General features: G+C 41.9%; 10 protein-coding genes, 2 tRNA genes and 1 pseudogene. 2 read left to right on the top strand and 11 right to left on the bottom strand.

The genetic code is table 11. From position 1 onward, the window contains the following. The 8 genes and pseudogenes from R7Z77_RS23140 to R7Z77_RS23105 all read right to left on the bottom strand — a co-directional run. A pseudogene (locus R7Z77_RS23140) lies at nt 1-112 on the bottom strand (IS5/IS1182 family transposase); the annotation flags it as partial. Nucleotides 113-278: 166 nt separating this feature from the next. Continuing rightward, entirely contained in the window at nt 279-980 is a 702-nt protein-coding gene (locus tag R7Z77_RS23135; RefSeq protein WP_169643992.1) for a response regulator transcription factor, read from the bottom strand. A gap of 107 nt (nt 981-1,087) precedes the next feature. Continuing rightward, nucleotides 1,088-1,969, bottom strand: a complete 882-nt coding sequence (locus R7Z77_RS23130; RefSeq protein WP_169643994.1) for a hypothetical protein — start codon at nt 1,967-1,969, stop codon at nt 1,088-1,090. Then, nucleotides 1,959-4,343 carry a fimbria/pilus outer membrane usher protein gene (locus R7Z77_RS23125; protein ID WP_169644015.1) on the bottom strand — a complete coding sequence of 795 codons (2,385 nt, stop codon included), beginning with the start codon at nt 4,341-4,343 and terminating at the stop codon, nt 1,959-1,961. Before R7Z77_RS23125 ends, R7Z77_RS23130 begins: the two co-directional genes overlap by 11 nt. A gap of 91 nt (nt 4,344-4,434) precedes the next feature. After that, nucleotides 4,435-5,130: a fimbria/pilus periplasmic chaperone gene (locus R7Z77_RS23120; RefSeq protein ID WP_169643996.1), complete on the bottom strand. Its 696-nt coding sequence runs from the start codon at nt 5,128-5,130 to the stop codon at nt 4,435-4,437. A gap of 2 nt (nt 5,131-5,132) precedes the next feature. After that, the gene (locus tag R7Z77_RS23115) at nt 5,133-5,840 is read right to left on the bottom strand and encodes a molecular chaperone (protein WP_169643998.1); all 708 of its coding nucleotides are present in this window, start codon (nt 5,838-5,840) and stop codon (nt 5,133-5,135) included. A 75-nt stretch (nt 5,841-5,915) separates the two neighbouring features. Then, nucleotides 5,916-6,416, bottom strand: a complete 501-nt coding sequence (locus tag R7Z77_RS23110; RefSeq protein WP_169644000.1) for a hypothetical protein — start codon at nt 6,414-6,416, stop codon at nt 5,916-5,918. A gap of 77 nt (nt 6,417-6,493) precedes the next feature. Then, entirely contained in the window at nt 6,494-7,000 is a 507-nt protein-coding gene (locus tag R7Z77_RS23105) for a hypothetical protein (RefSeq protein WP_225492135.1), read from the bottom strand. Nucleotides 7,001-7,481: 481 nt separating this feature from the next. On the opposite strand from R7Z77_RS23105, the gene R7Z77_RS23100 reads away from it, so the two are divergent. Both R7Z77_RS23100 and R7Z77_RS23095 read left to right on the top strand, forming a co-directional pair. Beyond that, nucleotides 7,482-7,568 (top strand) — tRNA-Leu (locus R7Z77_RS23100). A 36-nt stretch (nt 7,569-7,604) separates the two neighbouring features. After that, nucleotides 7,605-7,678: transfer RNA gene (locus R7Z77_RS23095), tRNA-Cys, on the top strand. Nucleotides 7,679-7,683: 5 nt separating this feature from the next. Here the strand turns inward: R7Z77_RS23095 and R7Z77_RS23090 are convergent. The 3 genes from R7Z77_RS23090 to R7Z77_RS23080 all read right to left on the bottom strand — a co-directional run. Continuing rightward, complete coding sequence (locus tag R7Z77_RS23090) at nt 7,684-8,676, bottom strand: LLM class flavin-dependent oxidoreductase (protein ID WP_005376038.1); 993 nt, start codon at nt 8,674-8,676, stop codon at nt 7,684-7,686. Between the two features lie 235 nt (nt 8,677-8,911). Continuing rightward, nucleotides 8,912-9,079, bottom strand: coding sequence for a diguanylate cyclase domain-containing protein (locus R7Z77_RS23085; RefSeq protein WP_318136851.1), 168 nt, complete (start codon nt 9,077-9,079; stop codon nt 8,912-8,914). A gap of 38 nt (nt 9,080-9,117) precedes the next feature. Then, nucleotides 9,118-9,687: IS5 family transposase (locus tag R7Z77_RS23080; RefSeq protein ID WP_318136850.1), on the bottom strand; the 570-nt coding region annotated here is incomplete at its 5' end.

Raw genomic sequence — 9,687 nt, 5'->3', positions numbered from 1 at the left:
GCTTCCACTCGGCTATCGCTTCCTCATCAATCCAAAAGGTCAGAGAACCACGGTTTATTAAGGCTTTGTTGTACTGCGTCCAGTTAGTTGTTTTGTAACGAGGTTTAGGCATGAGGCTACGATGATTAATGGGTGTAGCCGATCAGATCGTAGCTTCTTGATTTAGTTCCATCGATTTAAGCAACAAAGCCAGCTCGCGGGTGAATAGTTACTATCAAAGAACTGATAGATGAATTAGATGTTTTCACCGTGAATTTAGTTTGCAAGCAATGAAAAGGTTAGTGATGATACTGGGTAAATAAAATTTTATCATAAATAAAGCTTGCCTTTTGAATGGCTTCCTTACGGTTATTTACTTTTAATTTTTTATATATGTTGTAAACATGTGTTTTAACGGTACATTCAGCGATAAATAAATCTTCAGATATCTCACGATTGGATGCGCCTTTGATGACAAGTTTAAATATTTGAATCTCTCTCTTGGTTAAATGAGTCTGTTTCGCTTGCAGCTGTAGTGCATAAGGACGAATGTCGGTTATCATCTCTGTCATTACTTTTCTTGGCAGCCACAGATCACCATCAATTACGCTTTTTAAACAACGCGTAAAGTGCTCTATAGGTGCATCCTGGTAGATAATCCCTTTCAAATCTATGAGATACATTAATTGTGTTTCTGCTACTATCATTTCTCCAATTTCTTTAGGAAAATCATAAATTATCCATTTATTGGATAATACCTGTGATAACGTTACTTGGATATCGATAACCTTTTCTAAGGTTAGATAACTAATAAGAACGAGATCAGAGCTGATGGTCTTAGTAGATTTATTAATTTCTTGTAAGCATTTTCTTTCAAAAGAAAAATAGCCACTTTTGTTTATTTCTTGTATTATAAATTGGTTGCTAATCCCGTCATCGCCTATCAAAAGTATATGCTTTATAGCCCGATTACAATTATGTTCTTGTTCTACATAACTCATAGTTATAATTTCCGTTTTTTATTGTGCTCACTTATAGATTAGTCAATTCTAGGTAACAACGCGGAAGTTTGCCAATGTGGTATTCATATTTTGATATATGTATCGCTTTATGGCTGTTGGGATAAATTAGGTTCGATTGATATCTGCAATGTGTCTTCGTATTGACCTCCAGGTTTTTCTTCTGCGTTACCAATAACAAAGATCAGAGGAATAGGTTGACCAGTCGTAGCAGCGTGACGTGGGATACGTACACTAAATTGTGTAAGATTGACGTAGTCGTTGTCGAAGATAATTTGATAGGGAATATCCCACTTGGGTTCATGTGATTCGTGGCGTAATGCACCATGATTTGATGACTCCAAAACAACCGCATAGGCAGAGTTACTTTGAACCCATAGGTTAGGCGATGAATTGATTACTTTGTTTGAGTGTAACGTTCCTAAGTCAAGGTCATAATGTGGTTGTGATAATCCGTAAAAATGAATTTTCGCTGCTGGTGGTACATCCACAGTGACAGGAAGCAAAGTAGGACTTATTTCTATTTTGCCGTCTATTTGTGCATATGACGTAGCAACTTCTAATACGCCTCGATAGATCCCTGACGTTAACCATTGTTTAGCGGGAAAGCGCATTTGTACGGTTGCAGCAGGTTGGTTCTCGGTCAAAGTAAAGCGCCATTGATTAGCTATTGTGTTACCTGATTGCCCACTCCACTCGAAAAAGAGCGAATCTTGACGGCTACTTTTCAATGATTTACTTGTATCGTCAAGCTGTAAAACTAAGTTCAGTTTGCAGCCCTCACCAATAATATTTGCACTCACACGATAGGTATTGGTTGTTGCAAAACTGCTGTTATTGAAGACATCGTATTTTGCTTGTGTTGATACTGGTTGGATAGACAGAGAGTTAGCTTCACAAGCCCAAACAGAAGGTATATTAGCCAATGGTAGCAAGAACAACGCGCTCCGCTTTAGTTGTTTAATCGACATATAACTCTCCTAATCTGATCAAGGTGTCACTTCGTTCACTAAGATTAATAACTACTGACTCTTGTTCTTTAGTGTCAAGAACGAGTTTGTATTGCCCCGGTTTTAATCCAGAAATCGCAAAAACACCACTACGGTTTGTAAAGAATTCAATTGGTTGTTGCTGTGTTTTACCAAGGTACTGCGCAAAGCCCGCAACAAGTGAAATAGGGCTGTTACTTTGACGATCGAACAGTTTACCAATGACGGTTAATACCGCATCAGAACCAATTTGCAGTTGGAATCCTTTTTTATAGCCAGGTTTAACCCAAAAAGCGCCTTCTCCGAGATCGTAACCGGGTGGTAAGTTTTCCACGTCGTATCCGATCACTTGGCTGCTATAGGCCACAAGGTCAGGAACCAACGCAGAAGAGTCTTCATAGAGATAGACGCGTGCTTGCTTACCGTCTCGGGTAGGGTCGATGGCAATGTCGTTCTCTGCAAGGCTTTCATGTTTATTAATGATGGCAAACGCTTCTCTAACGGGTCTTCCTATTGTCACTGATGACCCTGCAAATGCCACCGCACTACTAAGCTTAAGATCGGTGCTATGATTTCTCGTATTATCACTGATGCTCTCAAGGCGAGAGGTGTGACTCGCGCTTAATTCATAGCGGTTTGCCGTATAGTTAACCCCAAGATTAACATCCGCGTCAGTCTCTTTGTTATTAATGGCACTGGCAAATGCAGAAACGCCGCCAGTGCTTCCAATATTATTTTGATAACTATAATCTAAGGCACTTTCATTGAGTTCTGTTGAATAACGACCAACGACACGTGTTTGTTTGCTGAGTGGCCAACTTAAGGTGAGAGTCGTGCTAATGTCATCGCTCCCCCTCTCGTTATTCTTATAATTAACACGAGCGCTCCACGTGGCGGGTGTATCGAATAATCTTGCAGATAGGCTGGGGCTTACAATCCAATAGTCGTTTTTTTTATCAACGCCAGCTCGATAATTTAGAGTAACAGCCGCGCGTAATGAACGTGAAAGATAGATGGATCCAAAAGCACTAGCATAATGAGTCGTTAAATTAATATCACTGCTTGATGCTTCATATGCCGATATTCCACTGAAGCTATTGCTTAAATATTCATAACTGAGGCTTAACTGTGGCTCTAGTGAGTTTGATTTAGAAAATTCGGCATCGAATGCTACTTTATAAGCGTCACCGCGACCATAAATCGGATGATCACTGTGTGAAGCGTTTAATTCAGTAATGCCTAGTTTAGAAGCGAAAAGTGCGCTAGCACCATATTGGTATAGGTTTTCACGCACTTGAGAATTAACTCCTAAGGTTAACCAAGGTGAGACACCAACATCGAGATAACCGTGAAAAATACGTTCATCCGTGAGGTATTCTAATTGTTTATTTTGGATTTCTGATGGAACGCCATACATGATACTGTATTCGAATTCGCCACTGTTTAATAAATCATTACCGGTCGCAATCGAAAATTCAATGCGTTCTTCATTTCCTGAACGATCAGTAATAACGAGCTCAATATCATTGTTTCCTTGTGCTAGTGGAATATCACTGAGATTATAACTGCCCGCACCAAGGGTTAATCTTTGTACAGGGATGCCATCGATATACACATCGACATTAGACGTGCGCTGGAGTGTGAATGATTGACTTGCACGAGGGCGTACATTTTTGGTGGGTATAAGAGTGAAGTCACGCGTCACGCCAACTCCCAAAATGTCTGTTCCATCTTGAAAAGCTTGACCACTGTTGTACATATCGCCTATTACTACTCGAGTACCTTGTTGGGGGTAATCGATATTAAGGCGTGTGCCTTCTCTAATGTAGCTTGAACCGGTTAGAGAACCATTTTCTATAAAGGATTCATATTCAAAATTAAGCATGCTTAGATTGAATGCTGAGTCGAATCGACTGCGATATAGGCTTTCTCGAGCAGAGTCTTCGTCGACAAATTGACTTTCATTGGCGGAAAGCGACACATTCACATAGCCACTCAAAAGGCTTGGCTTCGCATAATTATATAAATTTCCCGCTTCGCTCATAGATAAATTCTGTGTCAGGCTGGACTGTGGTGGGATTGTCAAGACACATTCTAATGAAGCAAAATCAAAGGTTAAACTTACCCCTGTTTGTGCGAAGTGCTGTTGAGACAATATGTCATCACCACTGGATTCTTTAAGCGCATTTATTACCTCTTGTGTCACAACTGACGTTAGGAGAGACAGGGTGTCCTCTTTGGGTAATAAAATTTGGTTGTCTGCCGTAATGGTGATGTCTGCTTCACCTAATATAGTATCACTGACCCTTAGTAAAGAGGTGAGTTTAATATCTCGGCCAGTTGGATTAAGCACCATTTCTTGGCTGTGGGCAGCAGAATTTATTATGAATAGAACCAAGCAGCACATGAAAGTGGGCGTAACCAACGTGCGCATGATCTTAAAAATGTCAGTTTTCATAACCATGATATATGCCAACGGGTAATTGAATCGAAGAAGAATGTACAGTAATAGTAGAATGAGGCGGAACAAACTGCTCACCCAGCGCCTTATGCACGGTCTGATTAATATCATCAGGAAGGTTGTCGAACCTGAGTAATGAAGTGAAGGTAAATCGATTCCCGGTGTTAGTGAGCGTTAAACTACCATGTTCACCAATATGTAACTTTATGTCCGGTTGAAGAGAAGACGAGTGAACGTGTAACAGTGCATTGTAGTGGATCTGTAGATTAATCCCAGTAGACAAACCATTCACCTTTTCAACTTGAGTACTGCTTCGATTTATATCGGCGGTGCTAAAGCGGATAAAGTAACTTTGCGACATTTCGAGAGGCACTTTACTTAGCCATTGTATTCTAAATGTTTGACGCTTTCCGGGCGCGAGCATTGCTGCGGGCGGAAACACCAAAATGTCTTCATTTGGTGAGCTAGACGTAGACGTTTCAAACGTACCATTAGGCGCAAATGTCAAACGTCGAACGTTGGCTTCAAGTGCGAGCGTTTTGGTTGAGTTGTTGGAAACTACCAACTGCGAAGTTAGTTGATGATCCGTATTTAGCTCAATGACCGTGGGGGAGAGTGTAATTCCAAACGCTTGAGTATATATAAAGCACACTATCACTCCGGCTAATAAACGCCATTGCATCGTTACTCCTCCTGTTCAATATCAATTGATAGTGTACGAATGTTGAAGTTCTCGAGTGGCAACATTTCAAAAGAACGTTTGGAGTGGGGCAATACTAACGTCCCTGAGATACGTTGTGAAATTTCATTTCCTTTTAAATAAGTAGATTGAGTGCCATCGGATACTTTCCACGTCGTGTTGGTTAATCGTCCGTAACTGTTGCCGCTATTCAGCACATCTAGAACCCAATTGTCTTTGTCGTTTTGTTTTATACTTGTGACGGAAAACTGGGGCGAGGTGTTTTGCGGACGAACATTGATGAGCGTGTTGAATCGAAGAAGTAAACTCACTTGGCCTTGATTGCTGCTGGCTCGTTCCACTTTAACTTGTTTAACCGCAACCCGATACGCTTTAGATTCAGTGATGGATGGATCGCCTAAGTAACGAATCATAACTGATTGTGCCCGGCCTGGTTCTATAATGGCAGTGACGGGTATGACCAATAATTCTTCATCCGCAGGCACAATGGTCTCGTTACCATATTCATCCATGGTCATGAAATAGGGTTGTAGTTCTACCGTCAATGGCACAGTAGAGGTATTCTCCACCCGCATCGTCATTTGAGCACGTTTCCCTAATGGTGCCATCTCGGCAGACATCGGTTCTACTTTAAAAGCATGTGCGAACATACACGTAAACGACAAAAAGAAAAATGTGAACCAACGAATCATAGCAGTGAGCTCCATCAAAAAAATCTTACATGACAATAAAGGAGGAGGCGAAATACGCCCCCTCATTCTGTACGTTTAGTTTGAGGTGATATTCACAGTTAATGTGTCAGAGTAGCCACCAGCCCAAGGAGATGTCTCGGTAGTAACAATGTCAATTGATGCACCTACACCAGTAGCCAAATTGCCTGAACCACCATAAGATTGAGAAGCTGAAACATCGTTTAGACCAGGGCCACCCGGTGCGTTCAATGTAAAGGATGCTAAACCGCCAGCAGGGTTAAATGTTGCGTCATATTTTAGAGCAAAGTCTTCATTATCATCCGACTCCAAACCACCTTCCGCACTGGTCATGGTAACGGTCGCACCATCTGCATCATTACATTTCAATTCCAGACCACCTACACTAACGCTTTGAATTGTTGAGACGTTACCAAAGTCAATTAACTGTGTGGCAAGGCCAGTCACTTCACAAACAGGTGATACATAACCAACTAACTGAACGTCACCTGGAGCGGCGTAAGCGTTAGCACCAAAAATAGCGGTTACAGCAGCTGCACAGAGTGTTAGCTTTTTCATAAGAAATTCCTTTCACTTTTGATTGTTGGCTCAATTACGGCTGAGCGTATATTGCTCTGCAGTTATTTGCAGAGTTCCTACTTTGTTACGCTATGAATTGAAGGGTATACTTCAATTTCAATAACGTCATGATAATAACCCGCATAAAGCAAGTTATTTTCGAGCGTTACCCTAAGTACTCCTCGTTGAGTAAAAGGAATAACACCAGAGCTGTCTATCATTGCGGGCGAAAGCAATTGTCTACTAAGTCGACTTTCATTTAATCGAAGCTCATCGACTTGCAACGATAATTCGTAATTTTCAATTAATTCAACGCCCTGATGTTCATATTTAAGGCCACCATATTGAGAATTGATGGTGATCCCCAAAGGGCGATTGCAATATAGTGAGAAGGGCAATGATTGCGTCTTCTGCTCAGAAAAGGTCATCACATTGCCTGATAAAAAAGTAATCTCACAACGATCTTTAATTTGACCTGCTAACCCCATGGTCAAGGTGTTCGCACGGACATAGAAAGGGATCGATAGGCTCATAACCGTTAGCGTTATCACGAATCTACGAAGAGTAAAAAATATTTTAGTCATTTACTCGCCCCTATCTGTTCAATTGCATTCGTTGTTTAACAATTCAAACTATAGAAAGCACAGACTTTGGCATAGTAGTAAAAAAAGTTGATTATTAATGGAGAGTAGGAGAAATAGTATGAGTTTAGTTAAAAGAAATGAGCCCATTTGTTTGCAATAGGTTGATATAAAATGAGTTGTATTTATTGAGGTTAAAAGTTAGCGAATAAAGAATATTTTACTTATTGTAAATGTCTGATTTATAAACTAGCAGAAGTATGCGTTTACGATATGTTTTCAGGCAACGAATTGCTAGTACAAAAAGGGGATAGGAATCGACATTTCTGGTATTAATTTATACAAATAGGTGGATTTATCTCCAGTCAGTTGATAAATAGAATATTTATTGTTGACCAGATAAATTAATCCGTTAAAGTACGCCTCGTTCTCACGGCAAAGGTCGCTGAGACAGATGGTGTCTAACCCATCGCATGATTGCGTTGCCCTGGTGGTGGAATTGGTAGACACAAGGGATTTAAAATCCCTCGGCGTTCGCGCTGTGCCGGTTCAAGTCCGGCCCGGGGCACCATCAAAATCTTTGGTGACAGAGATAAAAAATCAGAAAGGCGCCTTGGCAGAGTGGCTATGCAGCGGATTGCAAATCCGTGGACCTCGGTTCGACTCCGGGAGGCGCCTCCATTCTTTTACTTGTCCATGAGTTCCGATAGTAACCTGTAGGATCTCAACTTCTCAGATTGTTCAAACACCATCGTGTTTACCATAATTTCATCTGCCCCAGTGCGTTCCAAAAGTTTCTCAATTTTCTGTCTTACATATGTTTGATCACCATGGATAGATTCACGTAATTGAGTTTCAACGTGAAGCTTTTCCTGTGCTGACCATAGTGGTGCCATACTTTTCACTGGTGCGCGAAGTTTTTCGCGATTGCCGCGAATCATTTTTAAGAATTTTTGCTTCTCTGTTGTCGCGAGAAAATCTGCATGTGACTGAGTATCCGCTACGATAACGTTGGCACAAATCATCACATAGGGTTGAGCTAAATGCTCGGATGGGACAAACTCATCTCGATAAAAGTTTAGAGCACGAGACATTGCATCTGGAGCAAAGTGTGCAGCAAATGCGAAAGGTAAGCCTCTCTTAGCTGCTAAACGTGCGCTGTATGTACTCGACCCCAGAAGCCAAATCGGCAGAGATGTGTTGTTACCTGGATAAGCCGCGACTGGTTGATTTCGAGATACGGGACCAAGAAAGAAATTAAGCTCCTCCAACAGCTCTTCAAAGTCAGGATCCATATGCTCTGGTTCCCGCCTTAATGCATGCATTGTTTGGTAGTCGGTGCCTGGTGCGCGTCCTAATCCGAGGTCAATACGACCAGGGTATAATGCCTCTAACGTTCCGAATTGCTCTGCAATAACTAGTGGTGCATGGTTAGGTAACATGATTCCACCTGATCCTAAACGGATCGAGTTCGTGTGCGCTCCAATATGACTGAGTAATACACTGGTTGCGGCACTGGCGATGTCGGGCATGTTATGGTGTTCAGCCATCCAAAACCGATGATAGCCCCAGGACTCGATTGATTGAGCTAATTCAACGGAGCGTTCGAACGTTTCGGTGAAGTTTGTTCCGTCGGACACGGGTGCCAAATCCAGAACAGATAAACGAGGAAAAGACATAGGATAGTTATAGCCTGTTAATGAATCTTAACTATCATATGGTGGTGAAAGTTGACGTTTAAAAGGGGAGGATTAACCATTCACAATGGATTATTTTTCTTCAATGCCTGGAGAGCGTTTAGCTTACGAGTTTAGCTTTTGCTATGTGATAAAAGCGGCTTTATTACTGTAAGTGGCCACAGTGGTCGATGTCGTTGAATATTCGCATGTAGAACGTTTCCACAGCTACTTTAGATTAAAACATAGGCCTCTTTAACAGCGAACTGCTGTTGTCGACAATAGTGAACGAGCTAGCTTTAGAACGTTTTGACTGATACATAGACTTGTCTGCCGCTGTTAATAATTCATGTACATTCGACCCATGCTCAGGATAGAGTGCAATACCAAGGCTTTGTTGCGTAATTCAGACGAGAAACCAAACCTCCTAAAGTTGAGCGACTTTTATACAATATACTGAGTTTCAGGCATACCAAGCCCTGTAAGTTTGTTCAGTGCTTTGATCATGGCGTAAGTCTCGCCAACCTGAGCGTTGTAATTTCTTAGACTTAATTTCCCACCTAGCAACTGTTTTACTCGGTACATTGCGGTCTCTGACAGAGAGCGCTTATGATAGCCATACCGCTTTTTCCACTTCTTGTTGGAGCCGTAGAGCTTCTGGCAACCTACCGCTAAGTTACGAGGGTGCCCTTGTTCCCAGAAGGCTGCTCCTTCTCTTGGCGGGATGAGCGGAACAGCTCGCTTGATCCGTATGGCATCATGGCAATTCCTTGTGTCATAAGCGCCATCGCCTGATATCTCAATGATTTTACGACGTGTTTGCTTGAGTAAGTTGGGGAGCACTTCGGCATCAGTGACGTTAGATAAGCTCAGCTCTGCTGCGACTATTTCGTGGGTGCTTGTATCTACCGCGATATGCAGCTTACGCCAGACTCTTCGCTTCCCATCAGTTCCATGCTTCTTGACCTTCCATTCACCTTCGCCATAAACCTTGAGGCCAGTGGCATCAATGGC

It is taken from the genome of Vibrio sp. 1401 (genome assembly GCF_033340295.1).
The sequence above is the reverse complement of the archived record's forward strand: the minus strand, read 5'-3'. Positions and strand labels throughout refer to the sequence as shown.

What these genes read in the sequence shown, in the direction of transcription:
- R7Z77_RS23105 (WP_225492135.1), bottom strand. Translation starts at nt 7,000, where the DNA reads ATGACTAAAATATTTTTTACTCTTCGTAGATTCGTGATAACGCTAACG.
- R7Z77_RS23135 (WP_169643992.1), bottom strand. Translation starts at nt 980, where the DNA reads ATGAGTTATGTAGAACAAGAACATAATTGTAATCGGGCTATAAAGCAT.
- R7Z77_RS23130 (WP_169643994.1), bottom strand. Translation starts at nt 1,969, where the DNA reads ATGTCGATTAAACAACTAAAGCGGAGCGCGTTGTTCTTGCTACCATTG.
- R7Z77_RS23125 (WP_169644015.1), bottom strand. Translation starts at nt 4,343, where the DNA reads ATGGTGCTTAATCCAACTGGCCGAGATATTAAACTCACCTCTTTACTA.
- R7Z77_RS23090 (WP_005376038.1), bottom strand. Translation starts at nt 8,676, where the DNA reads ATGTCTTTTCCTCGTTTATCTGTTCTGGATTTGGCACCCGTGTCCGAC.
- R7Z77_RS23120 (WP_169643996.1), bottom strand. Translation starts at nt 5,130, where the DNA reads ATGCAATGGCGTTTATTAGCCGGAGTGATAGTGTGCTTTATATATACT.
- R7Z77_RS23110 (WP_169644000.1), bottom strand. Translation starts at nt 6,416, where the DNA reads ATGAAAAAGCTAACACTCTGTGCAGCTGCTGTAACCGCTATTTTTGGT.
- R7Z77_RS23115 (WP_169643998.1), bottom strand. Translation starts at nt 5,840, where the DNA reads ATGATTCGTTGGTTCACATTTTTCTTTTTGTCGTTTACGTGTATGTTC.